The 24571-nt window shown below is 64.5% G+C and carries 19 protein-coding genes and 1 other RNA gene; 7 read left to right on the forward strand and 13 right to left on the reverse strand.

What is annotated here, in order from left to right; all coding sequences use genetic code 11:
* Position 1: 1 nt before the first annotated feature.
* The 3 genes from glgB to DIC75_RS05400 are packed head-to-tail and all read right to left on the reverse strand — an operon-like array spanning position 2 to position 4535.
* Positions 2-1960, reverse strand: a complete 1959-nt coding sequence (gene glgB / locus DIC75_RS05390; RefSeq protein WP_250987011.1) for a 1,4-alpha-glucan branching protein GlgB — start codon at positions 1958-1960, stop codon at positions 2-4.
* The gene (locus tag DIC75_RS05395) at positions 1957-3111 is read right to left on the reverse strand and encodes a glycosyltransferase family 4 protein (protein ID WP_250987012.1); all 1155 of its coding nucleotides are present in this window, start codon (positions 3109-3111) and stop codon (positions 1957-1959) included. Before DIC75_RS05395 ends, glgB begins: the two co-directional genes overlap by 4 nt.
* The gene (locus tag DIC75_RS05400; RefSeq protein WP_250987013.1) at positions 3093-4535 is read right to left on the reverse strand and encodes an alpha-amylase; all 1443 of its coding nucleotides are present in this window, start codon (positions 4533-4535) and stop codon (positions 3093-3095) included. Before DIC75_RS05400 ends, DIC75_RS05395 begins: the two co-directional genes overlap by 19 nt.
* Before the next feature lie 362 nt (positions 4536-4897).
* Here DIC75_RS05400 and DIC75_RS05405 point away from each other — a divergent pair, with 362 nt between their 5' ends.
* Positions 4898-7198 (forward strand): Orn/Lys/Arg family decarboxylase, encoded by a 2301-nt coding sequence (locus tag DIC75_RS05405; RefSeq protein ID WP_250987014.1) that lies wholly within the window; start codon positions 4898-4900, stop codon positions 7196-7198.
* Between the two features lie 10 nt (positions 7199-7208).
* Here DIC75_RS05405 and DIC75_RS05410 read toward each other — a convergent pair whose 3' ends face one another.
* The 3 genes from DIC75_RS05410 to DIC75_RS05420 form a co-directional block, all read right to left on the reverse strand.
* Positions 7209-8588, reverse strand: coding sequence for an MFS transporter (locus DIC75_RS05410; RefSeq protein ID WP_250987015.1), 1380 nt, complete (start codon positions 8586-8588; stop codon positions 7209-7211).
* A 683-nt stretch (positions 8589-9271) separates the two neighbouring features.
* Complete coding sequence (gene gltA, locus DIC75_RS05415) at positions 9272-10615, reverse strand: NADPH-dependent glutamate synthase (RefSeq protein WP_250987016.1); 1344 nt, start codon at positions 10613-10615, stop codon at positions 9272-9274.
* Positions 10608-11468, reverse strand: coding sequence for a sulfide/dihydroorotate dehydrogenase-like FAD/NAD-binding protein (locus tag DIC75_RS05420; protein ID WP_250987017.1), 861 nt, complete (start codon positions 11466-11468; stop codon positions 10608-10610). Before DIC75_RS05420 ends, gltA begins: the two co-directional genes overlap by 8 nt.
* Before the next feature lie 179 nt (positions 11469-11647).
* Here DIC75_RS05420 and DIC75_RS05425 point away from each other — a divergent pair, with 179 nt between their 5' ends.
* Positions 11648-11824: a hypothetical protein gene (locus tag DIC75_RS05425; protein WP_250987018.1), complete on the forward strand. Its 177-nt coding sequence runs from the start codon at positions 11648-11650 to the stop codon at positions 11822-11824.
* 3 nt (positions 11825-11827) lie between these two features.
* Positions 11828-12151, forward strand: a complete 324-nt coding sequence (locus DIC75_RS05430; RefSeq protein WP_250987019.1) for a YbjQ family protein — start codon at positions 11828-11830, stop codon at positions 12149-12151.
* A gap of 587 nt (positions 12152-12738) precedes the next feature.
* Here the strand turns inward: DIC75_RS05430 and arcS are convergent.
* The 4 genes from arcS to DIC75_RS05450 are packed head-to-tail and all read right to left on the reverse strand — an operon-like array spanning position 12739 to position 16967.
* Positions 12739-14370, reverse strand: coding sequence for an archaeosine synthase subunit alpha (arcS, locus tag DIC75_RS05435; RefSeq protein ID WP_250987020.1), 1632 nt, complete (start codon positions 14368-14370; stop codon positions 12739-12741).
* Positions 14357-15808 carry a tRNA guanosine(15) transglycosylase TgtA gene (gene tgtA, locus DIC75_RS05440; protein ID WP_250987021.1) on the reverse strand — a complete coding sequence of 484 codons (1452 nt, stop codon included), beginning with the start codon at positions 15806-15808 and terminating at the stop codon, positions 14357-14359. The genes arcS and tgtA overlap by 14 nt, the downstream gene beginning before the upstream one ends.
* Positions 15809-15813: 5 nt before the next feature.
* Positions 15814-16380: a TIGR00296 family protein gene (locus DIC75_RS05445; protein ID WP_250987022.1), complete on the reverse strand. Its 567-nt coding sequence runs from the start codon at positions 16378-16380 to the stop codon at positions 15814-15816.
* A gap of 29 nt (positions 16381-16409) precedes the next feature.
* Positions 16410-16967 (reverse strand): hypothetical protein, encoded by a 558-nt coding sequence (locus DIC75_RS05450; protein WP_250987023.1) that lies wholly within the window; start codon positions 16965-16967, stop codon positions 16410-16412.
* 168 nt (positions 16968-17135) lie between these two features.
* Between DIC75_RS05450 and rnpB the strand changes: the two genes are divergently transcribed.
* Positions 17136-17480: RNase P RNA component (rnpB, locus tag DIC75_RS05455), an RNA gene on the forward strand.
* Positions 17481-17527: 47 nt separating this feature from the next.
* Here the strand turns inward: rnpB and DIC75_RS05460 are convergent.
* Positions 17528-17782, reverse strand: a complete 255-nt coding sequence (locus tag DIC75_RS05460; RefSeq protein WP_250987024.1) for a hypothetical protein — start codon at positions 17780-17782, stop codon at positions 17528-17530.
* Positions 17783-17935: 153 nt separating this feature from the next.
* Between DIC75_RS05460 and DIC75_RS05465 the strand changes: the two genes are divergently transcribed.
* A complete protein-coding gene (locus tag DIC75_RS05465) occupies positions 17936-18490 on the forward strand; it encodes a CBS domain-containing protein (RefSeq protein WP_250987025.1) in 555 nt (184 codons plus the stop codon).
* 6 nt (positions 18491-18496) lie between these two features.
* Here DIC75_RS05465 and tpiA read toward each other — a convergent pair whose 3' ends face one another.
* Together tpiA and DIC75_RS05475 are read right to left on the reverse strand one after the other, a co-directional pair.
* A complete protein-coding gene (gene tpiA / locus DIC75_RS05470) occupies positions 18497-19165 on the reverse strand; it encodes a triose-phosphate isomerase (protein WP_250987807.1) in 669 nt (222 codons plus the stop codon).
* 1021 nt (positions 19166-20186) lie between these two features.
* On the reverse strand, positions 20187-22706 hold the full coding sequence (locus tag DIC75_RS05475; RefSeq protein WP_250987026.1) for a U32 family peptidase: 2520 nt from the start codon (positions 22704-22706) through the stop codon (positions 20187-20189).
* Between the two features lie 99 nt (positions 22707-22805).
* Between DIC75_RS05475 and DIC75_RS05480 the strand changes: the two genes are divergently transcribed.
* Positions 22806-23606: a pyrroline-5-carboxylate reductase family protein gene (locus DIC75_RS05480; RefSeq protein WP_250987027.1), complete on the forward strand. Its 801-nt coding sequence runs from the start codon at positions 22806-22808 to the stop codon at positions 23604-23606.
* A gap of 81 nt (positions 23607-23687) precedes the next feature.
* Positions 23688-24317, forward strand: coding sequence for a type I 3-dehydroquinate dehydratase (locus DIC75_RS05485; protein WP_250987028.1), 630 nt, complete (start codon positions 23688-23690; stop codon positions 24315-24317).
* The last annotated feature ends 254 nt before the right edge of the window (positions 24318-24571 follow it).

Below are 24571 nucleotides of genomic sequence, written 5' to 3' on the forward strand. Positions count from 1 at the left end.
GTCACGCCCCCTCGGGAGCGAAGATGACCGTGCCGAGCGGGGGCAGGGTGAGCGGGAGGGACCACGACCGGCCGTGCACCAAAACCCGCTCCGCCTCCACCCCCCCGAGGTTCCCGACACCGCTCCCGCCGTACTCGACCGCATCGCTGTTGAGCACCTCCTTCCAGAACCCGCCGAACGGGACGCCGACCCGGTAGCCGTAGCGCGGCACCGGGGTGCAGTTGCAGACGACGAGGACGACGTCGTCGGCCGAGAGCCCCCGCCGCAGGTAACTGACGATGCTCTTCTCCACGTCCGAGAAGTCGACCCACTCGAACCCCTCCGGATCGGCGTCCCGCTCGTGGAGGGCGGGCACGCGCCGGTAGAGGTGGTTTAAGTCGGTGACCCACTGGAGGATTCCCCGGTGAGGAGGATACTGCAGGAGGTCCCATTCAAGCCCGGCATCGTGGCTCCACTCAGACCACTGCCCGAACTCTCCGCCCATGAAGAGGAGTTTCTTGCCCGGGTGCGTGAACATGTATCCGTAGAGGAGACGGAGGTTTGCCCGTTTCCGCCACTCGTCGCCGGGCATCTTTCCCGCGAGCGAACTCTTCTCGTGGACGACCTCGTCGTGCGAGAGGGGGAGGATGTAGCGCTCCCGGAACGCGTACCATATGCTGAACGTCAGGAGATCGGGCCGGTACTTCCGAAAGACCGGGTCGAGCACGAAGTAGTCCAGGGTATCGTGCATCCAGCCCATGTTCCACTTCAGGTCGAACCCGAGCCCCCCGGTCGCAGTCGGGGCGGTCACCCCCGGCCAGGAGGTCGCTTCCTCGGCGATGACGAGCACGTCCGGGAAGTTCGCGTGGACCGTGTCGTTCACCTTCCGGAGGAACCCTATCGCCTCGAGGTTCTCCCTCCCGCCGTAGACGTTCGGTATCCACTCCCCGGCGCTTCGCGCGTAGTCCAGGTAGAGCATCGAGGAGACCGCATCCACCCGCAGGCCGTCCGCGTGGTAGCGTTCAAGCCAGAAGACAGCGCTGCTCAGGAGGAACGACCGGACCTCGTCCCTCGCGAGATTGAAGATGTAACTCTTCCACTCGGGGTGGTAGCGCTGGCCGGGGAGGGCGTGCTCGTAGAGGTGCGTGCCGTCGAAGTAGGAGAGCCCGTAGCCGTCGGAGGGGAAGTGGGACGGCACCCAGTCGAGGAGCACCCCGATCCCGCGCTGGTGGAGGTGGTCGACGAGGTGCATGAAGTCCTGCGGGGTGCCGTACCTGCTCGTCGGGGCAAAGTAGCCGAGCGACTGGTAGCCCCAGGAGGCATAGAGCGGATGCTCCATGACGGGAAGGAACTCGACGTGGGTGAACCCGGCTTCAAGCAGGTAATCGGCGAGTTCGGTCGCCAGCTCCCGGTAGTTCAGGGACCGGTTCTCCTCCTCCGGCACCTTCCGCCACGAACCCGGGTGGACCTCGTAGACGGATATGGGTGAGTCCGGCGTGTTCTCCTCTTCCCGGCAGCGCATCCACCCCCGGTCCCGCCAGGTATAGGCGAGGTCCCAGATGACGGACGCGGTCTTTGGCGGGATCTCCCAGAAGTATGCGAACGGGTCGCCCTTATCTACGGAATAGCTGTTATACCTGCTTTTGATGTGGTACTTGTAGAGCATCCCGTGGCCGATATCCGGGATAAACCCCTCCCAGATGCCTGAATCGTCGCTCCGTGCGTGGAGCGGGTCCAGGCCTCTCTCCCACCCGTTGAAGTCCCCGATGACCGAAACTTCCGCGGCATTCGGGGCCCAGACCGCAAACAACGTCCCCCGCGCACCATCGGCAACAGCGGGGTGCGACCCCAGTCTGTCGTGCAGGCGGGAATGGTTCCCCTGCCTGAAGAGATAGACGTCGTAGTCGGTGATGAGGCTCCCCGTTCTCGTGATGTCGGGTAGCACCTGCTGCATGGTCTCGTCCTCCTTGTTGGATATCATCGCAGGCCGCCGGAGAGAAGTCTCCTGTAGACGCCAAGCGTCCTCTCCGTGACGACACCCCACCTGAACTTCTCCATCACTTTCCTGCGCCCGGCCTTCCCGAGTTTCTGCATGTAGGCCGGGTCGTCGATGAGGTGGCAGATCCCCCAGGCGATCGAGTCCGGCCGGACGGGGACCTTGATACCGTTTACGTAGTTGTCGACGTTCTCGGAGAGCCCCCCCACGTCGGTCGCGACGACGCAGCGCTCCGCGCTCCAGGCCTCCGTGAGGACGAGCCCGAACGGTTCGTTTCGGCTCGGGATGGCGACGAGGTCGCAGGCGTTCAGGAGCCGGATGTGGTCCGCGTCGGAGACGTAGCCGAGGAACTGCATGGGAAGGCCGTGCGCCATCCCCTCCAGGTAACCGCGCATATCCCCGGTGCCGGCGAAGAGGAACTGCACGTCCCAGCGTTTGGCGAGGATCTCGGGTATGGCCTGGACCAGGAGGTCGGGTCCTTTCTGGTAGGTGAGGCGCCCGACGAAGAGGACGACGGGCGCGAGCGGATGGATACCGTAGCGTTTCTTCACCTCGCCCGGGTCGAGTCGGGTACGGTAGGCGTCGGGGTCGATCCCGTTCGGGATGACGGTGACCTTCCATTCAGGGACGTTGTAGAGCCACATAACCTCGGTCTTCGTCGAGTTCGAGACGGTCGTGACCGCTTTTGCGATATAGCCCCCGTACCATTCTTTGCCCGATATCTCCTGGAACTCCCACCAGCCGCCGAAGTTCCCCCCGTGCCGCCCGTATTCGGTGGAGTGAAAGGAGAGGACGGTGTTTCGGTCGCGAAGGGCGTGCAGCGCCTCGACGAGGTGCCAGTCGTGGAAGTGGAGGACGTCGAACGCCGGGGCGTCATGGGCGCGGAACGCGTCCACGAGCATGTTGCTCATGGTCCTGCAGTACTCGATGATGTTATCGCCGAAAGGCAGGCAGTAATGGTAGTGGACGTTGTCGAACACCGCATCTCCCGGCTCTCCCCGCGTGAAGAAGTGAACTTCGTGCCCCTTCCGGGCGAGGTGCTCGGCGAGATGGGTCGCCGCCGGCGCAAGGCCGCCCACCTTGAACGTGGAGTGGAGCGACTCCCAGCAGAAGAATGCTAGCTTAAGCGTTTCCATAGTTTGTTGATCCTCTTCTGAATCATCGTTCGAAGTCTCGTGCGGTCGGAGATACCCCAGATCTTCTCCGCCAGTTGCGTATCGCCGATGACCTGGGCGATCCAGCGGTTGAAGTCCTCCCGCTCCACGTGGTACCGGATGACATCGTCCGGGGCAAACTCGAGCATATTTGCGAGTTCCTGCAGGCTGTGGGCGGCGTACCCGGCCGGCCGGTCATATGACGAGAAGTAGAACGCCTTATCCGGGGGGACGCACCGGAGCGAGAGAGCGGCCTTGGGCGACCGGGCGATGGTTGCAGACCGTTCCTCGGCGTGCGAGAGGATCCGCATAAATGAGGCGAAGTAGTCGTAGGTCGCCTGGTGGCTGACGGCGTGAAGCGGTTTTCCGCACGAGGGCGAGCGCATGGCCATCCGGCGGATATGCTCGGTCTCGAGAAGGCAGCGCCAGACCTCCGGGTCCGCGACCAGACCTCCGGCTTCCTCGAGGGCCTCGATGGCGGATTGCTGCATGATAGTCCTCTGCCGGGCAGGGCCGGCGGGCTCCCCGATCTCTTCGTGCGGTGGGAGCCGGGCGGCGTCTGAGGGGCGTATCGTCTCTATCCCCTCCGCGGCGAGGGCGGACGGGAGCGCCCGCAGGAACTCGAGGATGCCCGCCTCGGGGCCGATGAAGTCCCCGAAGATGCGGTAGTCGAGGAAGAGCACGATGCAGTCGCCTGGGGATACGGAGAGCCACCCTGCATACTGGTCGGCCATGAGCGGCCATTTGTCCCATCCCCGCCACGGAAACCGCACGGCAATGTCGTCGGAGAGATCGCAGTGGGCGACGAGGACCGGAAGGCCCCGGTAGGTGTAGGTGTGGTTCGGGTCCCTCTCAAGAGCGGGGCCCTCGCCCCCCTCGATGATCGCCGCCTCGATTCCGGCCCCGGCAAGCGCCTCTGCGGTGGCGGGGGTGATGGGGCAGTCGGTATGTGCAAACGTGGCCGGCTGGACCGAGAAATGCTCCTTCATCAGGTTCCGGTGCATGAGGAGTTCGTCCGTGAACTCCGTGAGGTCGGCAAACTGCCCGGCAACGCTGTGGTAGTAAGTCTGGGCGAGGACCTCGACGTTCCGGTGGGTTGCCGCGTGGGAGAGGAGTTCGAGCATCTCCGGGTACCATGCATCAAGGCGTTCCACCACCGTTCCGGAGATGCTGAAGGCGCACGTAAACCCCTCATCGAGGAGATCGAGGAGGAGCTCCGTCGTCGGCCGGAAGGAGCGGTCGATGACCGCTCCCAGGTCTTCCTTCGCGTCCGGGTTAAAGTAACTCTCTTTTACGTTTCTCTTTCCCTTTACCAGATCAGGTAAAAACCCGGGATTGAGATAGCAGGGATAGTGAATATCGAATCCCAGACAGACCTTTGGTGGATTTGAGCCCTCGCCCGTCATCGGTGGTAGATGGCCGTTTCCGTATATAAATGTCGCCAACCCGGATTACCTGCCGATCTCCCGCCTCCTTCCGGGCTCCGATACCCTGGAAGTGGGGCGGGTACTCTTCCCGGGACGAATCGGAGCGGCCGCGTGCCTGCCGATGTCGCATTGTCCCCCGGACACCATCAAATGGCCGGGTAATGGAGACCTGCGTGAGCACTGACGAGTTTGTCGTGAGGCACGGATCTCCACGAAGGCGATCCCCCACCTGCCCCTTTCCGGGATCTTCGGCGTGGCGTCTTCGAGCCCGGGTGAAGAACTCCCCCGGACCACAACATTCTAAAGAGACCTCCGAGGATTACCTTCCGGGAGTTGGCCGCATGGATTACTTGGAAGAGTTTCCCGTTCTCGTCATCGACGACGAACTGCACTCGGATACCGCAGAAGGCCGGGCTTCGCGGGAGATCGTGAAAGAACTAAAGAAGGATAATTTTCCCGTCATCGAGGCGCTGACCGCCCGCGACGGGGTCCACGCCTTCCTCTCGCACCCCCACGCGAGCTGCATCGTCATCGACTGGGAACTCACCCCGGAGGCCGCGGACGGCATGCTCACCGCGCAAGATGTCATCACTCTCATCCGGGAGAGGAACCCGAACGTCCCGATATTCTTAAACACCGAGAAGCTGGCGATCTCCGCCATACCCCTCTCCGTCATATCCCGGATCGACGGCTACATCTGGAAGCTCGAGGACACCCCCGGCTTCATCGCCGGCCACATCAAGCGGGCGGCAAAGAACTACCTCGCCGACGTCCTCCCGCCGTTCTTCCAGGGACTGATGGACTACGTCGACGAGTACCGCTACTCCTGGCACACGCCGGGGCACATGGGCGGCGTCGCGTTCCTCAAGAGCGCCGCAGGCCGGATATTCTACAACTTCTTCGGCGAGAACGCTCTCAGGGCCGACCTCTCGGCCTCGGTGCCGGAACTCGGCTCGCTCCTGGAGCACTCCGGCGTCGTCGGAGAGGCGGAACGGAAGGCCGCGGAGGTCTTCGGGGCCGACCGGACCTACTTCGTCACCGGCGGCACGTCGGCCGCGAACAAGATCGTCTGGCTTTCGACCGTCACCAGTGGCGACGTCGTCCTCGTGGACCGGAACTGCCATAAATCCGTGATGCACGCGATCATCATGACCGGGGCCGTCCCCGTCTACCTCATACCGGCCCGGAACGAGTACGGGATCATCGGGCCCATCCGCAGCCGCGAGTTCCGTCCCGAGGTGATCGGGGAGAAGGTCCGGGACTGTCCGCTCGTGGAGGACCCGGCAGCGCAGACGGTCAGGATGGCCGTGATCACGAACTCCACGTACGACGGGATCTGCTACAGCGCAGAGAGGATCGAGGAGCACCTGCGGGGCGTGACCCCGTACATCCACTTCGACGAGGCATGGTTCGGCTACGCCGGATTCCACCCCCTCTATGCCGGGCGGTTCGGAATGCACGCGACTGACGAGGTCGGCCCGACGGTCTTTGCCACCCAGTCGACCCATAAGGTCCTCGCCGCCTTCTCGCAGGGCTCGATGCTCCACGTCAGGCAGGGCCGGGGGCCCGTCGACCACCCGCGGTTCAACGAAGCGTTCATGATGCTCACCTCCACCTCGCCCCAGTACACCATCATAGCGTCCCTCGACGTCGCCACCAGGATGATGGCCGGGCACTCGGGGAAGTTCCTCATCGAGGAGGCGATCGAGGAGGCGATAGTCTTTAGAAAGAAGATGGTGACGGTGGCCGAGGAGATCCGGGCCGGTCCCTTCCCCGGCGAGGACTACTGGTGGTTCGCCGTCTGGCAGCCCGACTGCATCATGGATGCGGAGGCGGAGAAGCCGCTCGGGGAGGCGGACGACCTGCTGCTCCGGGACCACGCGGGCTGCTGGCTCTTGAACCCTCACGATACGTGGCACGGCTTCGACGGCATCGAGGAGGGCTACGCCATGCTCGACCCGATCAAGGTGACCATCCTCACCCCCGGGATCGGGCCGGGCGGAAGCATGGAGGAACGGGGGATACCGGCGGCCGTCGTCACGAAGTACCTCCGGGAGAGCGGGATCGTCGTCGAGAAGACAGGGTACTACTCGTTCCTGATCCTCTTCACGCTCGGGATCACCAGGGGCAAGTCCGGGACGCTGCTCGCGGAACTCTTCCGGTTCAAGGCCCTCTACGACGGCAACAGCCCGCTCGAGGAGGTCTTCCCCGACCTGGTGCGGAAGCATCCTGCCCGGTATGCGGGACGGGGGCTCGCCGACCTCTGCCGGGAGATGCACGGCTACCTGCGGGACGGGTCGATCACAGACGTCGTCCGGAAGGTCTACGCGACGCTGCCGGAACCGGCGATGACGCCGGCGGAGGCCTATCGCCGCCTGGTGCGCGGCGAGGTGACGCCGGTGCCCGCGAGCGAGCTTGAGGGGAGGACGGTCGCGGTGATGGTCGTCCCCTACCCGCCCGGGATCCCGGTCATCATGCCGGGGGAGCGGTGCGGTCCGGCCTCGCGGGCGATCGTCGATTACCTCGTCTCCTCGCAGGAGTTCGATACCCTCTTTCCAGGGTTTGAGAACGAGATGCACGGGGTGGACGTCGTGACGAGGGATAGGCGGCGGGTTTACTACGTCTACTGTGTTGAGGAGTGACGGCCGGCGATCACCCGCGCACCCTGCCGCGGGCGAGCGAGGCGAAGATGCCCACGGTGCAGAGGGCGGCAGAGATGACGAACACCGCCTGGAGGCTTGTCATGAAGGGCTCCTGGACTTCCGGCCCGATCCGGGTGGTGCCGATGAAGAGGGCGAACGTGACCGTGGCAACGCCGAGCGAGAACATCATCCCCGTCGTCCGCATGGTGGCGAGCATCCCGGAGGCGAGGCCGTAGAGGGACCGGTCGACCGAACTCATGATGGCGTTCGTGTTCGGGGAGGAGAAGAGGGCGAACCCGAACCCGAGGAGGACGAGGCATGCGATGATGTACGCCATCGGGGTGGTTGGGGAAAGAAGCGTGAGGAGGGCGAGGCCGATGGCGGTGAGCCCCATCCCTGCCGAGGCGATGTACCGGGGCTCGACCCGGTCGGAGAGTCTTCCGGCCGGGGTGGCAAAGAGCGCCTGGACGACCGGCTGCGTGATCAGGACGAGCCCCGCGGTGCCTGGGTCGAGCCCCCGGACCACCTGGAGGTAGAGGGAGAGGAGGAACCCGACGGCAAACGTCGCGCCGTAATTGATCAGGGCGGCGAGGTTGGAGAAGGCAAACGCCCGGTTCGACGAAAGAAGCCCCACGTTCAGGACCGGGCTCGGTGTCCGGGTCTCCCAGGCGTAGAAGACCACCGAGAGCGCCACGCCGGCAATGATTGCTGCAACGCCGATGGGGTCGGGGATGTTTGAGAACCCATACATCACGGCAAAGAGCATCGCGCCGTAGAAGACCGACCCGACGATATCGAACCGTTCTCCGCATGCATCGGCCCACTCCCCGGCAAGGTGGCGTCGGATCATGAAGACGATGTAGATGCCGAGCGGGATGTTGGTGAGGAAGATGCTCCTCCAGGTGAGGAACTCGGTGAGGAAGCCGCCGAGCAGCGGCCCGATGGAGAGGCCGATATAGACGGCGGTGACGTTGATCCCGAGCGCCCGCCCGCGCTCCTCGGGAGGGAAGACCGACGTGATCATGGCGATGCCGGTGCCGTAGATCATGGCGCTCCCCACACCCTCGAGGAACCGGAAGAGGATGAGCATGAGCCCCGACGTCGCGAGCGCGGAGAGCAGGGCCGATGCGGTGAAGACGACCACACCGATGGTGAAGACGAGTTTGCGCCCGTAGATGTCGGCGCACCGTCCGAGCGGGACGAGGAAGATCGCGGTCGCGAGGAGGTATGACGAGGCCACGAGGCTGAGCGAAACGGCGTCCAGGCCAAACTCGGCGGCGATGGATGGGAGCGCGATGTTCACCGCCGAGCCCATGAACGGGGTAAGGAACGCGGCGAGGGTGGCGATGATGAGGACGGTCCGGCGCTCGACGACATCGGGAGTGGGCATGGGGTTTCCTATCTGTTGTACTGGGATTGGGGGCGGTGGAGGAAAAAGGGTTGTGATACGGCGCGTTCCTGGGCCCGGTTGTTAAGTGGCTTGCCTTTTGAATTCGTGCTCTGGGAAGGGCATTAGCCGGGTGCAGATGCGAATGTGGCGATCATTGGCCTGACTGACGGAGATGCGGGAGCTCTCCGGCAGAGGCATTTTGGGTGACCTCCATGGTAGGGCAAGCATTTTTGATGGAGAAATAGTCGGATAGGCAGAAGTTGCCACAAATCCCGATCTAGTGGACCGTGGGAATATCGCCACTGGGGGCGGGGCTGACGGGGAGGGGGCATGCCCCCTCCCCTGTCTCTACCTTATACTCAGACATCCGTAACCCCCACTCCGCCCGCGCTCCGCGCTCCTCATTCGCACCTTCGGTGCTCGAACTCCTGCCGTTCCGGCAGTCGTTCCCCGCCCCCGGGGGCGGGGGCAGTGCGTGGCGATATGCGACTGGCCGAAGGGCAGGAGCAGGAGAAGAGCTTAGACATTGGACTGGTAATGGACGGAACGTCCGGAGCACGAGCCCTGGAGGTGCGCAGTCCGATGGAACTCCGTTGATGGCTGGTCTGAACACCAAACAGCGTTAAGCGGTCTCGTATCAAACCCGGGCACCATCAGCCCCGGGCCAACCCCGAAAAAAGTAATTATTCTTCCTTTAACATCGCGTTGATCGCTGCCGCCGCACGCTTCGCCGAGCCCATCGCCTCGATAACCGTCGCTGCGCCGGTGGCGATATCCCCGCCGGCGTAAACGTGGTGGATGGACGTCCGGCCGTTCTCGTCGACGGCGACGTTGCCCTTCCGCCCGCGCTCGAGCCCCGGGATCAGGGAGACGAGGAGCGGGTTCGGGCTCGTGCCGATCGCCTGGATAACCATGTCCACGTCGAGGGTGAACTCGCTCCCCTCGATCGGCTCCGGGGATGCGCGGCCGCTTGCATCGATGCCGCAGAGGGACATCTTCACGCACTCGATCCCTGTGACGCACTGCTCGCCGAGGATCCGGGTCGGGTTCGTGCAGGTGAAGAACTCGATCCCTTCCTCCTTTGCATGCAGAACCTCGGCCTTCCGTGCCGGCATCTCCTCCTCGCCCCGCCGGTAGATCAGGGAGACCTTCGCACCCAGGCGGCGCGCCACCCTTGCGGAGTCCATCGCGACGTTGCCGCCGCCGATGACTGCCACGCGGGCTCCGTGCAGGACCGGCGTATCGAACTCCGGAAACGCGTCGGCGTGCATCAGGTTCACCCTCGTGAGGAACTCGTTCGCCGAGTAGACGCCGTTTAAGTTCTCCCCGGGAATGCCCATGAACGCGGGAAGCCCCGCCCCGGTCGCGAGGAAGACCGCATCGTAGCCGAGGAGTTCGTCCGTGCCGACGCTCCTCCCCACGAGATGGTTCTTCTTTAACCGGGCACCGAGAGCGAGCACCTGGTCGATCTCCGCCCTGACGACCTCCTTTGGAAGCCTGAACGCGGGGATGCCGTAGGTCAGGACACCGCCGGCCTCGTGGAGCGACTCGAAGATCGTGACGGCGTGGCCGGCACGGGCGAGCTCGGCCGCAGCCGTCAGTCCCGCCGGGCCGGACCCCACGACCGCCACCCGCTTCCCGGTCGACTTCGCCGTCTCGGGCAACTCGGGGTCGTTCTCCCGCTCCCAGTCGGCCACGAACCTCTCGAGCGCGCCGATCCGGATCGGGGTCTCCTTGTTGCCGAGGATGCAGACGCCCTCGCACTGCGTCTCCTGCGGGCAGACCCGCCCGCAGATGGCCGGAAGCATGTTCTGCTCCTTGAGCGCCCGTGCGGCCGCGGGGAAGTTGCCTTCCGCGACCTCCCGGACGAATGCCGGAATATCGATGCAGACCGGGCAACCCTTCACGCAGAGCGGCTTTTTGCACTGCAGGCACCGTTCCGCCTCGGCGATCGCCTCTGCGGGGGAGAGGCCGGTATCGACCTCCTTGAAGTCGCGGACCCGAACGTCGGCCGGCCGGTCACTCATGGTGGTGGCCCCCTTCGCTGCACCGGCACCGGTGCTCCGCAAACCGCTCGAGCGAGGCCTTCTCCTGTCCGGTGTAGATCCGCTGCCGCTGCATCAGTTCGGCAAAGTCGACCTGATGGGCGTCGAACTCGGGGCCGTCGACGCAGGCGAACTTCGTCTCCCCGGCGACGGTCACCCGGCAGGAGCCGCACATCCCCGTCCCGTCGACCATGATCGGGTTGAGGCTCACGTAGGTCTTCACGCCGTAGGGGACCGTCGCGCCGGAGGTCACCTTCATCATGATGGCGGGGCCGACGATCCAGACCCGGTCGATCGTCTGCTCCTCGAGCAGTTTCTTCAGGACGTCGGCTGCAAACCCGTGGACGCCCTTGCTCCCGTCGTCGGTCGTGATATGGAGTTCGTCGCAGGTCTCACGCATCTCGTCCTCGAGGATGAGGAGATCGGCGTTCCGGGCCCCGATGATGCCGATGACGCGGTTGCCCGCACTTTTCAGTTCCTTTGCGATGAGGGGCGTGCTTGCGATCCCGACACCGCCGCCGATGACGCAGCAGGTCCCGTAGTTCTCGATCTCGCTCGGCTTTCCGAGCGGTCCCACGACGTCCTTGATGCTGTCGCCTGCATGGAGCGTCGCAAGCTCCTCGGTCGTCTTCCCGACGGTCATGAAGATCACCCGGACGGCGTCTCCCCTGACCGCGGAGATGGTGAGCGGTATCCGCTCGCCCGCGTCGTGCAGGCGCAGGATGACAAACTGGCCCGCCCGTGCGTGCTGCGCCACCTGCGGCGCACGTATCCAGTATTCGTAAACCCGGTCGGCGAGTCTGGTCGCTGATTCTATCTTATACAACCGCTTCACTCCTGATGATGTTGGTCGTCTCAACGTCAAAATACATCTAACGCTTCGTACATATTGTGACTCCTGCCTCTTTACTGCAGCTACTCGACCTTGAACACTACCCCGGGGCCGACGTACCAGGAATGGATCCGGAGTAAAAAACGCGAACGATTATCCATTAATCCATCATATGGATAGGTATGCGGAGCCAGGTAATCTGGGGGATTGCCCTGACCGCCATCGGCGCGGCGATCACGGCCATAGCGATCTTGGTGCTCCCGTTCCTCCTCATATACGGCGTCCCGCTCATCGCGATCGGCCTCGCGCTGATCATCTGGAAGGGGCGCGAGGAGACCATCGAAGCAATCAAGGAGTGAACAATGATACTGACGACGACTGAAGAAGTGCCGGGTTACGCCGTGGGAGAGGTCCTCGGCGTGGTCTTCGGCAACACGGTACGGACGAAGAACGTGGGAAAAGACGTCATGGCCGGGCTAAAGAGTCTCGTCGGCGGCGAACTCGAGGAGTACACCTCAATGCTCGCCGACGCCCGGACCGAGGCATACAACAGAATGGTCAACGCCGCGCGCGACCTCGGGGCCGATGCCGTGGTGAACATCCGGTTCGCGACGTCCCAGACGATGTCGACCGCGGCGGAACTACTCGCCTACGGGACGGCGGTGAAGCTCGTTCCGAGGAAGTAAGGGTTTTTTTGGATTAGCGGCAGGGGATCCTGCCTTTCTTTTTTGATTGGGGCTCGCGTGGCTGGTTAAGTCTTTCGAAGGCACGTGATGCGCAGTGGGCGTGGTCTCTCCTTTGAATGGAACTCCTAAGTTAGACTGTGGGATATCAACTTTGCAATGAGTGACTATTGAAACTTTAGAACGGTGAAAAGCCCCGTACACTGGACCGTGGTGGATATCGCCACTGGGGGAGGGGCTGACGGGGAGTGCGAACGAGAGCGAGCTTGAGCACCGATAGGTGCGAGGGGGGGCGTGCCCCCCTCCCCTGTCCCTAACGCGTAGAGATCCACACTCCTCGTAGCCCCCACCCCGCCCGGCCTTCGGCCTCCTCCTCCGCACCTTCGGTGCTTAAACTCCTGCCGTTCCGGCAGTCGTTCCCGGCCCCCTGGGGCGGGGGCAGTGCGTGGCGATAGCCGCTGGAAATCCGTCACGGGTTTATGCAACTGACGAAAGTTTGAGTGTCGCAGACGCGAAAGATACGTTCTGCGACGCTAAGTTTGAGCGCCGCAAAGAGCGAGCCCGGAGGGATCGAAGCCCCCCGGTCTCACCTAAAACTTCTGCGTCTTCCTCACCCGCACCGCAACCCCGCGCTTCGACCGGAGCATCTCGTCCGCTCCCATCATCGCCCGCCCGGTGGCGATCGCGAGCGGCCCTTCCACCAGCACCTCGTCGCCCTCCCGTATCCGGGGGTCGCAGCCCGTGATCCCCGGGGCGAGGACATCGCCCTGCGGCACGAACGCGTCGATCCTGACCCGGTACCCCTCCGGTATCATCCGCCACCCATCGAACGTCGGGCGGAAGAGCCCGGTCCCGGGGTCGATGCTGAAGAGCTGCTGCTTCCCCCGGAGCACCGCCATCTGCATGCTTCTGCCCCGGATCTGGAGCCCTTTCGTGTTGATATCCGTCGCGAACTGCCAGGAGACCGTGCCCCGGATGGTGTCGGTCTGCACCCGCCGCTCGCCTGCAAGAGCGTCGTTGAGCGCCCGGAGCGAGCCCGGCGACGTCGGGTGCCCCTGGCAGGTCACCTCGAGGTCGAACCCGCAGGCCTCCGCCGCCATCTCCGCGACGGTGAGCGCTCCGCCCTCGAGGTGGGCGATCACCCTGCGGTAGGGGTGCGCGGCGAAGTAGCGTGCCAGAATGTCGGCGATGAAGGCGCACTCCTCGCGGTCCCAGTAGCCGGTCACCGGCACGTCGTAGTGGCCCGCCGGATAGACCCGCTCGAGTTCCCGGGGCACGAGGCCGAGCGGCGAGGTGACGATCAGTTCGTGCGCCCGCCGGTCCACCGTGTTCACAAAGAGCCGGTGGCTCCGGGAGAGCGAATAGGGCTTCCTCGCCGAGCAGGGGAGGAGGACCGCGACGTCGGTCCGGGTCGGGATGAACCGCTCGATCACCCGATCGGCGAACCGCCGGATCTCTGAGCGGTTCTGCGACTCGGCGGTGGTGGCAAGCATCGGCACCGCACGCGCCACCGGGAGGAAGCGCTCCATAAGAGCGTAGTTCCGGTCGAGGAACCGGAGGATGCCCACCTGTGCGGCGTCCGCGCGGCACCGGGACTCCATCAGCTCCCGGAGCCTTCCGGCCTCGATGTAGTGCCGCACAAGGGCGATCTCGCGGTCCAGTGCCAGGCGGTTGTGCCGCTTGAGGTCGCCGTCCCGGCAGCCTTCGCACCCGCAGACCCCGGTCTCCATCAGCGAGGCGGGGAACTCTCCCTCCGGCAGACAGAACCTCTTCTGCGCGGAGGCAAGGTCGACGGCCCGGTAATCGAAGAGGTCGAATCCCGAGTAGACGAGGAGGCAGGCGGTCGAGGGGAGCGCCGAGGCCGGGGCGTACCACGCGGTGTCCGGCGGGATGCTCTCTTTTAAGGTGGCAAGCCACGTCGCGTAGCTCCGGGGGTTTTTGAGTGTCGTATGCCAGTTTGCGACCAGGGCGCAGTCGCCGGATTCCGCCTTCGGCGGGGCGAGCGGGTGGATCGTCACCGGCTGCCCCTCCCCAGGAGAGAAGTAATTGCTGACGAATGCGGGGTCCGCGGAGAGCGGGACGTTCGAGAGAGGCCGCTCGCGGAGTGCCGGGAAGAGGGTGTCCGTATCGAGCGCGGCCGGGAGGGATACGCTCCTCTCTTCGTGCTCGTAGGTTCCTATCCGCGCAAGGCCGTCGCGCTTCCCCGCCTCATACCTGCTCACGGCACACCTCCGCATCCGGGACCTCTTCGAGGACGAGGCGCGTCCACTCTTCGCCGCACCGGACGGCAAAGCGGCTCTCCGGGTGCGCTTCCATCAGGGCCCGGATCCCGGCGCATCCCGACCGGACCATATCGTCGTCCCACTCCGGGACCTCGCTCTGGCCTACCGGGAAGGTCTCCGCAAGTTCCACGGGGTAGGGGCCGAAGGGAGGCTTGAAGTTCAGCACCGTATCGAACCCGGGGACCTGCCGCCCGTCGAACGAGACCAGCACCCGTTCCCCGAGGGAAATGCGGGGTATAACCTCGTGGAACCGGAGCACCTCCGTTCTCCGGCAGGTCTCCGAGCCCCGGTAGAAGAACCGGCGCTTGGAGACGGCATCGTCGCGCTCGAGTTCGGCCGCGTGGGCGAGGAGTTCCCGGTAGCCGTCGAGGAGGCGCGGATGGCTCCGGCACCGCTCGTCGACCAGCTCCCAGAGGGTCCCGTCCTGGATCGCCTGCCGGATGCGGGCGATCTCTGCAAGAGTGACGTGCAGGTTGTGGAGGGCGAGCAGCCGCTCCCGGTCTTTTGACTGCCGGAGCTCGTCGGCGGTCATCGAGCGGCAGACCCGGCAGGGGCAGGGAAGTTCCGCGAGTTCATCGATCTTGAGGCTCCCGTGCGGGGTGATATAACGCCCCTCCCGGGCGAAGAGGGCGTATGCGGCCGAGTCGAAGAGGTCGCAGCCCATCGCGACGGCGAGGGCGAACATCGACGGGTGGCCCGCGCCGAAGAGGTGGACGGCGGTCGCCGGGGAGAGGCCGCGTTTCGCCGCGAGGACGACCTGCACGAGCTCCCGGTAGCGGTAACTCTCCATCAGCGGCACCACGGCGCCGATGGGAGCGAAGGTGAAGTCGAGGTCCTGGACGGCCCGTCCGGCCTCTTCGCGGAGATCGGTGAAGATACCGCCCTGCACCGGCGCTGCCAGGTTCGCGTCGGGGAAGAGTTGCCGGGCCTCCCGGATCCGGTCCATGGTGACCGCGAGTTCCCGTGCCGCCCTCTCGGGCCCTGCGTCCGGCGGGGTTGGGAGGTCCAGGGGGACGACGATATCGCTCCCGATCGCCTGCTGGAACTCGAGCGTGTCCCGGTTGCTCACCTCGACCTCCCCGTAGACGGAGAGCTGAAACGATCCCGAGTCGGTCATGACGACGCCGTCGAAGTCGAGGACCTTATGAAGCCCCTCCGCAATCGCCCGGTCGCGATACTCCGTGCTCCGCCTGAAGATGTAGGCGTTCGTGATCAGGGCCTCGACGCCCATCTCCTGCATCTCGCGGGGGGTTACCAGGGGAAGGTGGGGGTTGACGACCGGAAGGAGCGCAGGTGTCCGGACCGTTTTGTCGTTCACCCTGAGCCTGCCGACCCTTCCTGCGATATCTTTGTGTATGACCTCAAAAGTAATTGCCATTCGGGTTAAACCGCCTTTTCTTCGAATATCTGCCCCTCGAAGGTCTGCACGGCGACATCGTCGCGCCTCCAGCACCCGGGCGAAAGCCCGGCCTTGACGCAGGTCTGGTCGAGGAACTCGCTGCTGGTCCAGCCGTACTCGGTCGGGACCTGCGGGAGGAGGAGGCCTCCGGTCCCGCGACCGGTGACGATCAGGCCGTGCTTCCCGACCTCGACGCAGCCGGGTCGCTCTGCCGGCGGGCACTCGAGCGGCCGGGGAAGCGTGAGCACCGTCACCTCGAGGTCGAGGTCGGCAAGTTCCGGCCGCGATACCGGCGGGAACCGGGGATCCTCGAGAGCCGCCGATACGGCCGCCTCGACGATTGCATCGCCGAGCGGTTTTATCGGGTACGGGAGGCCGATGCATCCGCGGAGACGCCCCTGTCGCTTGATCGTGACGAAGACGCCGCGCTTCTCCCCAAAAACAGGGGAGAGAGCGGGCAGCTCCATCCGTTCGCCGTCGACGGCTCTTTCGATGGCGCTCCGTGCCAGACGAACTGCCGTTCTGCCTTCTTCCGGGGTCAGCATTTCCATCAAAATGGGTCGTATGATATTGAATACTTTTAGTCTTTCTCAGGGGAAGAGGAAGCAAGAGCGTCGGCCGCAGGAACCCCGACCGGTCCGGTGATCGAGCAGGGTGCGTTGCCCTCGGGGCGCACCAGAACGGTCAGGTCCTCGCCCCGAGGGACGGGGCGGTCGAGGCGAAGCAGGATCATACACTCCTCCCCGGCCTCGAGGAGCATGCCGCCGTCACCGTCCCGGAGCGGTGCTGCCGACCACATCCCCGGTCCCGGATGGGGGTCTGCAGACAGCGTGAGAATCTCGAGGTAGGTACCTGCCATGACCGTCACGGTGGCCCGGGAGAGGTCGACTGGCCCGCCCTCTCCGGTATGGGCGACGCGGACGGCGAGGGTATCGATAGAGGTTTTGGAAAGTTCTCCGACCGGCGCAAGATGCGGTTCGCCTGCGGCCAGAACCGGGTATGCGCCCGGGCCGGGCAATTGCCCGGTGTCCATAGCGCTCGCCCCGAACGAGACGAGCGAGAAGAGTGTGGTGACGGCAACGAACGCCGCGAAGATCGCCGCAAGCTCCAGGTGTGTACAGGCCTCGCTCCCCCCCATGGTAACGCCAATGGTAAGACCCGGGAACAAGTATATAAGTTTATCTGCCAGGCAGTATGCGCGGTCGATTCGGAAGCCTTCGCGGAGGGTCTGCAGTCCGGCCGTCGAAGGCCGGCCCGGTCGGGGCATCCGCACGAGTATATATTCTCTGCGTGGAATATTATATGGGAGAGGGAGAGTGCGGCCGACGGTGGCACTTCCTGTGCTGCTGAGGAAAGTCCTCCCACCGGCCAGATACGCAGCCGCATGCAAGTGCGGGTGGCGAGAGTCACGGCAATGACACAGAAACGGCACGGCCCGCCGTCAGTGATGAAACGACCGAGCCCCCCGTTCAGGGGGGCGAGAGGCGCGGATTTCCGCGCAACTCGTTGAACGTAGCGGCGGGATACGATGAAACGGTGAATCCCTGCGGGTGCAAGCCAGAATAGGGCATATGGATCGTCTGGTATCCGCCCAGGTATGGCGCGTAGCTGAATGCCGCACAGAACAGAAGGAGGCTTACTCCTCCCACTCTTCACTATTGCGAACTCTTCTCGATGGAACGCGTGTTTTACAGGATCTCAGTCTCCCTTCGGTTTCAGTTCGATCTCCTCGAACGTCACGACGTGTGAGTCGAAGATCTCGCCCCGGCTGTTCACGGAGAGCTGGACGAAGATCTCGGCGGGCGCATTCTCCATGGATACGACGTCACCGTGCTCCGCCCTGACATCGAAGCCGAGGGACTCCAGTTCGCTCCGGACGGCATCCCGGGTGTGGTAGGTCGAGAGGATCTCCCTGACCTTTGCGAGGATGTTCTGCTGCTCCTCCTTGGCCATACCTCCTCATGCGCCCCGTGGTATATAACCCCTCCTTGAAGGTGCCCGGCGGGCCACAGTACCGCCATGGTCTTGCCGGTGCCCCGGCCCGGCATCGGTCCGGGAGCACCTTCGGGCAAATGTATAAGTGGAAAAATTACCTATAGTAATAATATGGAAATACCCACCCCGGCCGAGCTGCGGGAAAAAAGGCTCCGCATGGGCTTGAAGCAGGCGGATGTAGCCCGTATGGCCGGAATCAGCCAATCCATGGTCGCGCGGATCGAGGCCGGCAGCGTGGATCCGAGGGTGAGCACGCTTGCGAGGATCGTGGAAGTCCTGCGGGCAGCGGAGCACTCGGCAATCACGGCGGCCGACGTTATGAACGCACCCGTGCTCTCCGTTGCCCCGGACGACCCCGTCGGCCGGGCCGTCGAGATCATGGGCCACAACGGCATCTCCCAGCTGCCGGTGCTGGAGAACGGGGTGCCTGTCGGGTGCATATCCGAATCCGCCATCATGAACGCCATGGAAGAAGGGGGGCTCCACCAGACGCACCGGAAACTGGTGCAGGATTACATGGAACCCGGTTTCCCGACGGTTCCTCCGACGGCGCCCATCGATACGATCGTCCATCTCCTGCATCACAGCCACGCGATCATCGTGCTCGAGAAAGGAAAGGTGCAGGGTGTCATCACCAAGCACGACCTGATATCGCTGATCACGTAGATTCTTCTAGAGCAGCGAGACCAGGTCCCGGAGAACCGCTTCGGGATCGTCGGCCTTGACCACGCTCGATGCCAACAGGACGCCGCAGGTCCCGAGATCGACGGCGATCTTCACGCATTCGCCCGACTGGATGCCCGCCCCGGTCAGGACTTTCACATCCGGGTTCACCGCCCGAACAGCGTTGACGGACCGCTCGATGATCCCCGGGTCGGCCTTCGAGACCGAGACCCCGCTCCCGATCAGCTCCGGGGGCTCGATCGCCACGTAGTCGGGACGGAGCGCTGCTGCCGCGGCGCTCGTCGCGTCGTTGTTCGTGCAGACGACCGACTCGAGGTGGAGCCTCCGGGCGGCCTGAACGCAGGCGTCGATATCGGCCAGGGTGAGGCGGCGTTCGGAGTGGTTGATCAGGGTGCCGCGTGCGCCCGCCGACCTGACCGCTTCCGGGAGAATATGGCCTGTATGGGCGCCGGGAGCGATCGCATCGATATGCTGGGCGTAGACAGGGATCGCGTAGTGGTGGCTCATCGGGTGAATTTCGGTGAAGACCGGCGCGATGCCGATGACGGCGCCGGTCTCTCTCGCCACGGTCTCGGCCGCAGCGGCGATCCGGTGAGCGTTGCTGCCCATACCCTCCTGATAGGTCTTGAGATTGACCAGAATGAACGGGGAATCCATATCCATTACCTCATAACAAGTAGATACATACTATATTTCCTTTACAAGCATTCGCAAGACATTTGTGTAATTCATCATGGTGATGATAATACCTACGCACGATCTCGCTCACGGTGTTAAATCGTTAGATTAAACTCCCCATGCGATAAGCGTTTTTCATATGGGAAAAAAGCCTCATCATCATCACCACCATAGCAAAAAACGGAAACCGAGTCGCTCGACGCTCTCAAAAATTTACAGAAAGTTCGAACGGTTCTCAGCGCACCACCCCATTGCTTCAGTTGGTCTGTACCTCTTTGCCTCGCTTATTCTCTTTAGAATCGCGCTCTTCGATCCTTCCTTCCGTATGCATACCCATCTCGATGAGTTCCATTTCTGGATTGCTGTCATAGCAATGATCATGGTTTTCGTTGCGCTGTTATCGGTTCGCGCATGGTGGAAGCGGCAGGTACCGGATTTCCACATCAAAGGAACTGGCGATATGACGTGGAAGAACCGATAGATGTTGATGAGAATATTCCCAAACTTCCTCTTCTCAGTACAGGTAGTTCGCATGAAAATTGTGGTTAAATTGGAACTGTGAGATTGTGTTCACTGACCTCCCGAATACGGAGTTCCGTCGGCTATCGCCACGCACTGCCCCCGCCCCCCGGGGCGGGGGAGGAGGCCGGAGGCCGGGTGGAGTGGGGGTTACACGCCTCCTTATAGAATGGAGACAGGGGAGGGGGGCATGCCCCCTCCCCGTCAGCCCCTCCCCCGCGTGGCGATATCCCCACGATCCAGTGTACCGGGCAAGCCTGAGAAGAACCGCTCTGAAAGGAATGCACTACTTCTGCATCCGACGCCACGATTTCCATTGATCGAGCCTGTGGTCGACGCGACCTCGGAGGCAGTTTGGAACGCCTTCACTACTAGGTCTGGGGAACGACGTTCCGTCATCAAAAGTACGCTGGTATTCCTGAACCCTGCTCTGTCTCGTGATCGGCAGGATAAGAAAATTTAGGAGAAACCTGGCGGAGGATCACTCCTCAATCCCCCGGACGAAATGCCCGCCGGTGATGCCGCCGAGTGCCCGCCGTTTCACCTCGTCCTTGAGCGCCGAGAGAGTGCCGGGGTCCCGGTGACCCACGGCATCGATCCCCGCCCGGTAGAGGCGGGCCATATCCCCGGCGTAGCGCGGCCCCCGCCCCCGTGCGTCGATGGCGACGGCGTCGATGCCCATCCCGGCGATCCGGGGCAGGCGGTCGATCAGGCAGGTCTCGACGGCGTTTGCGATGTAGGTCCTCCCCTCGCCGTCGCGCCGGACCGGGAAGACGCGGTTGTGCCCGTCCTGGAGGCCCAGGAACTCTTCCCCGGAGACCGCCGCCGCCAGCCGGTCCTCGGTCACCATCGCCTCGATGTTGCCCTGCACGAGCACCTCGAGTTCGGGGGTCTCCCCGACCGACTCCACGAGCCGGGCCAGGTCGGCGCCCGGGAGTTCGGGGGATGCCGTGCACCGCAGGAAGAGCCCCGCCAGTTCCGCGACGGTGCGGTGGTTCCAGACGTTCAGCCCGGCGGCGCCATAAAGCCTCATGCGGGGTTCGGCCCGCCGCACCGCGTCCGCCGCGCCCATACCGCTCACCATCACCCCGCGGACGCCCGCCTCATAGAGCGACGGGAGGAGGGGAGTCGCAGCGTCGAGGAAGTTACGCCGGGTGATCGACGGCCATTTCCAGACAGGGTCCGCACCCCCCTCCCGGCAGACGGCGGCGGCCTCTTCCAGGATACCGGGGGTAGAAGACTCCAGGTAGACGGTCCGGGCCCCACCCCGGCCGGCGGCCTCCGCACCCTCGAGGGTATCGGTGTAGACCGAGACCGACGGGAGCCGGGGTTCCCGGTGAGAACCTGCCGGGCGCTCCATCCCGGCAATCGCCGCATCGACCCGTTCGCGGGCCGCACGCACCGCATCCAGCCCCGGACGCCGTGCGGCGAGCACGGCCTCCTCGACTTTCTCTAAGAATGCTCGCCGGACCCGGTTCAACTCCCCGAGCGGCGCAAAGAGCCCGCCCGGGTAGCGGAGGTCCATCTTCCGGACCGTAAACGGCGTTCCCCCGGTCTTTGCAAGCTGCTCAGCGATCTGGTCCCGGGCAAGCGGCCGGCTCCTTGCCGGCTCCATCCGGAGGTCCGGCCGGTAGCGCACCCGGAGCGGTTTCCCGCCGGGGACGGGAACCGTCGCCTCCAGGCAGGGCGTGCCGTCCTCCCAGGCGACCGTCACGTCGATGGGCAACTGAGGAAGGGGCTTTTCCATGACCCGCTTTGCTCGCTCCTCGAGGTCGGCGCTCTTCGTCAGGAAGACCCGGGCGCCCTCTCCCACGGGCGCGGGGACCGAAAGTCGCACCATACCGTTGCGGACGGCGGGGGTGCCGCGGACGACCGCTCCCACGCCCTCGTCGGGGTCCTGTGTGCAGAAAGCCAGCCCGTCGCCGGAGCGGGGCGCGACGTCGCCGACGAGGCGCACGGTCGCCTCCTGCCGCCGCGGGTCGTAGCCAATGGCCGTGCCGAGCAGGACGCCCCGGTTGCCGGGCCGGTCGCGGGCCATGATATCGGGAGCGCCGAGGAGGTAGCCCTCCGTGAACTCCCGGTTGAACGCGAGCGCAAGGTCCCGCATATCCTCCCGCGAGGGGGACCAGGCCTCCCCGGCGGCGATCGCGTCGAGGGCACGCCGGTAGATGCTCACCACGGTGGCGACGTACTCCGCCGAGCGCATCCTCCCCTCGATCTTGAGCGACGCCACCGGTGAACGCGCGAGGAGGTCGAGGCGTGGATATACACAGAGATCGCGTGTCGAAAGCAGGTAACGGTCCTCTCCGGGCACAACACGGAGGTCTTTTGGGCGCCCAAAATCGTCCTTCCCGGCGACCACGAGCAGGTAGGGTTTCCGGCACGGCTGGGCGCACATCCCGCGGTTCCCGCTCCGCCCCCCGATGACCGAGGAGAGGAGGCACTGGCCTGAGTAGCAATAGCAGAGCGCACCGTGGGCAAAAACCTCGATGCCGACTTGCCGTGCCTCCGCGTCCCCGGCGATCCCCTCGATCTCCGCGAGGGTGAGTTCCCGCGCCAGCACCACGCGGGAGAACCCCTCCCTTGCGGCCCGGGTCACACCTTCGCGGTTGTGAACCGTCATCTGGGTCGAGGCATGAAGGGGGAGGTCCGGGACCACCTCCCGGGCAAGCGACGCCACCCCGGCGTCCTGCACCAGGACGGCATCGACCCCGGTCTCGTAGAGCCGGAGGAGGTAACGCGCCGCGTCGGGGAGTTCGGTGTCCCGGACAAGGGTGTTGACGGTGACATAGACCCTGACTCCCCGGAGGTGTGCATAATCGACGGCGGAGCGGAGTTCCTCGTCGGAGAAGTTCGCCGCGTAATGCCGGGCCCCAAACCGTCTCCCGGCTAGGTAGACGGCGTCGGCGCCGGCGGCGACTGCTGCGGCCAGGGCCTCCGGCGACCCGGCCGGCGCAAGCAGTTCCGGCGACCCGGATCCCTGGTGGTGTTCGTGCGGCATCTGCTTCGTACCGTTCGTCCCGCCGGCCTATATACTCCACCCAGGTGAAAGCGGGTATCTTTTTGGGAGAGAGAGTGATGTGAAGAGGAGGCCTGGAGTATGGATTGTGTGGGGATTATCGGCTACGGACATATGGGCAGCATGCTGGTGAACGGGTTTCTCGCATCCGGTGCACTCCGCGTCGATGAGGTCGTGGTTGCTTCTCGCAGCCGGGAGAGCCGGGACGCATGCGCCGGAGCATGGCCGGGAATCGGCATCGCCGCAACGAACAGGGAACTCGCACGGCGGTGCCGCACGATCATCCTCGCCGTCAGGCCACGGGAGATACGCGGCGTCCTTAACGAAATAGTCTCCGTAATGGACGGCGACGAGCAGATCGTCTCGCTTGCCGCCGGCATCAGCCTCGATGACCTTGAAGGATTGTTCCCGGGATCGGTCACCAGGGTCGTGCCCACGGTCACCTCCGCGGTCGGGCAGGGGACGACGCTGATCTGCCACGGGCGGCAGGTGGGCATGCACGATACCCTCCGGGTTGAAGGACTCTTCTCGTCCATCGGAGACGTGGTGCTTGTCGGGGAGGACGACCTCCCGGCGGCCACGATTCTTTCGAGCTGCGGGCCGGGGTTGTTTGCCGCCATCATCGATGAACTGGCGGGTGCGACGGCCCGTGCGAGCGGACTCCCGCCGGACCGGGCGCTTATGCTCGCAACGGAGACGGTCGCGGCCACGGCCGCCTACCTCCGGGAGACCGGCGAGGCGCCGGGAGACCTGATCGAACGGGTTGCAACCGGCGGCGGCGTCACGGAGGCCGGGGTGCAGAGGCTCCGGGAACGGCTGCCTGGAGTCTTCGACGAGGCAGTCGCCGCCATGCTGCAGCGCTACGGTGCGGTGGGGAAGTGACGGCGGGCCGTGGCCGCTCCTGATCTCCGAAAGATTGCAGGCAGACCTTTAAGTGATAGGGCAGGTATACATCCGGTAAGTATGAAGATCGTCGTCTCGGTGGAGAGTGCCGGCGTTATCGGCGAGGTGGTGGAGTACAACCCGACATTCATCGAGGTCAGGCTCGACCGGATGGAGGGGGACCTGCTGGACCAGGTCCGTGCGATCCGGGAGAAGACCGTCATCCCCCTGATTGCCACGCTCAGGAGCAGAGAGGAGGGAGGCCGGTTTGTCGGCGACGCGGACCTCTGGGCCCGGATCGTCGGCCCGATAGCACGATACGTCGATATCGTGGACGTGGAGGCACGCTACCGCGACCACGCGCCGTTCATCAAGAGCCAGGGCGTCCAGATCCTCGCATCGCTGCACACGAACGAGATGCCCACCCCGCCGGAGCTCGGAAGGATCGAGGAGATGCTCAGGTCCTACGGCGATATCCCGAAGATCGTCGTGAAACCCCGGACCCGGGAAGACCTCTTCGAACTCATCCAGTTCACCCATCAGGCCCAGAAACCCATCTGCACGAGCATCATGGGCGCCGAGTTCCGCTACGCCCGTGCAATCCTGCCCCTCTTCGGGTCGGAGTTCACGTTCAGCCATGCCGGCACCCCGACGGCAGAAGGGCAGTACCATATACGGGAGATGCGGCAGATCTCGGATCTGTTGAAGTGAGGGGGGAGAAGGGGCGGCACGGCCTCTGTTAAGGCTTTGGAGGCCAGATGATTCTTAACGTCAGGATGTGCCGCGCTTCTACGCGTTGGGGTTCGGGCCGACTACGCACCTGTGGTGCGAGTGAGGAGGCCGGAGGCCGGGTGAGGTGGGGTCACAGGTAGAACCTTACGGGATAGAGACAGGGGAGGGGGGCATGCCCCCCTCCCCGTCAGCCCCTTCCCCATGGCGATACCCCCACGGCCCACTGCACCGAG

This window comes from Methanoculleus oceani (assembly GCF_023702065.1).
In the GTDB taxonomy this organism is placed as follows: domain Archaea; phylum Halobacteriota; class Methanomicrobia; order Methanomicrobiales; family Methanoculleaceae; genus Methanoculleus; species Methanoculleus oceani.

Bases quoted from the DNA above. Each gene is read 5' to 3' on its own strand.
- glgB (WP_250987011.1), bottom strand. From the start codon at position 1,960: ATGATATCCAACAAGGAGGACGAGACCATGCAGCAGGTGCTACCCGAC.
- DIC75_RS05395 (WP_250987012.1), bottom strand. From the start codon at position 3,111: ATGGAAACGCTTAAGCTAGCATTCTTCTGCTGGGAGTCGCTCCACTCC.
- DIC75_RS05400 (WP_250987013.1), bottom strand. From the start codon at position 4,535: ATGACGGGCGAGGGCTCAAATCCACCAAAGGTCTGTCTGGGATTCGAT.
- DIC75_RS05405 (WP_250987014.1), top strand. From the start codon at position 4,898: ATGGATTACTTGGAAGAGTTTCCCGTTCTCGTCATCGACGACGAACTG.
- DIC75_RS05410 (WP_250987015.1), bottom strand. From the start codon at position 8,588: ATGCCCACTCCCGATGTCGTCGAGCGCCGGACCGTCCTCATCATCGCC.
- gltA (WP_250987016.1), bottom strand. From the start codon at position 10,615: ATGAGTGACCGGCCGGCCGACGTTCGGGTCCGCGACTTCAAGGAGGTC.
- DIC75_RS05425 (WP_250987018.1), top strand. From the start codon at position 11,648: ATGCGGAGCCAGGTAATCTGGGGGATTGCCCTGACCGCCATCGGCGCG.
- DIC75_RS05430 (WP_250987019.1), top strand. From the start codon at position 11,828: ATGATACTGACGACGACTGAAGAAGTGCCGGGTTACGCCGTGGGAGAG.
- tgtA (WP_250987021.1), bottom strand. From the start codon at position 15,808: ATGGCAATTACTTTTGAGGTCATACACAAAGATATCGCAGGAAGGGTC.
- DIC75_RS05445 (WP_250987022.1), bottom strand. From the start codon at position 16,380: ATGGAAATGCTGACCCCGGAAGAAGGCAGAACGGCAGTTCGTCTGGCA.
- DIC75_RS05450 (WP_250987023.1), bottom strand. From the start codon at position 16,967: ATGGGGGGGAGCGAGGCCTGTACACACCTGGAGCTTGCGGCGATCTTC.
- DIC75_RS05460 (WP_250987024.1), bottom strand. From the start codon at position 17,782: ATGGCCAAGGAGGAGCAGCAGAACATCCTCGCAAAGGTCAGGGAGATC.
- DIC75_RS05465 (WP_250987025.1), top strand. From the start codon at position 17,936: ATGGAAATACCCACCCCGGCCGAGCTGCGGGAAAAAAGGCTCCGCATG.
- tpiA (WP_250987807.1), bottom strand. From the start codon at position 19,165: ATGGATTCCCCGTTCATTCTGGTCAATCTCAAGACCTATCAGGAGGGT.
- DIC75_RS05475 (WP_250987026.1), bottom strand. From the start codon at position 22,706: ATGCCGCACGAACACCACCAGGGATCCGGGTCGCCGGAACTGCTTGCG.
- DIC75_RS05480 (WP_250987027.1), top strand. From the start codon at position 22,806: ATGGATTGTGTGGGGATTATCGGCTACGGACATATGGGCAGCATGCTG.
- DIC75_RS05485 (WP_250987028.1), top strand. From the start codon at position 23,688: ATGAAGATCGTCGTCTCGGTGGAGAGTGCCGGCGTTATCGGCGAGGTG.